This is a genomic window from Flavobacterium aureirubrum, assembly GCF_038739835.1.
GTDB classification, from domain to species: domain Bacteria; phylum Bacteroidota; class Bacteroidia; order Flavobacteriales; family Flavobacteriaceae; genus Flavobacterium; species Flavobacterium aureirubrum.
Genome location: NZ_JBCGDO010000142.1, coordinates 1 through 288, shown reverse-complemented (window position 1 = coordinate 288; position 288 = coordinate 1). Strand labels below are relative to the sequence as shown.

The 288-nt window shown below is 33.0% G+C and carries 1 protein-coding gene; it reads right to left on the bottom strand.

Annotated elements, in window-relative coordinates; all coding sequences use genetic code 11:
- A partial coding sequence (locus tag WFZ85_RS16270; protein ID WP_342697283.1) for a hypothetical protein occupies nucleotides 1-288 on the bottom strand: 288 nt, incomplete at both ends.

The window sequence follows — 288 nt, the reverse complement described above, 5'->3', positions numbered from 1 at the left end:
AAGCCACCAAATTTATTGGCGGTACTTTTTTCTTTTTTCATCAATGGAGTTCCTGTAAAAGCTATAAAACAAGCAATTGGAAAAACTTGTTGCATTCTTACATTGAAAGAACCGTACTGACTACGATGTCCTTCATCAACTAATACAAAAATTTCAGAAGACAGAAAAGGTGTTACAGAAGCATCTACCTCTGCTTTAAATTTGTGTATTAAAGTAGTGATTACAGCATCGCCAGGTTCTGCAATAAGATTTAATAAACTTTTTTCCTTCTTGAGTTTATCAAATTCC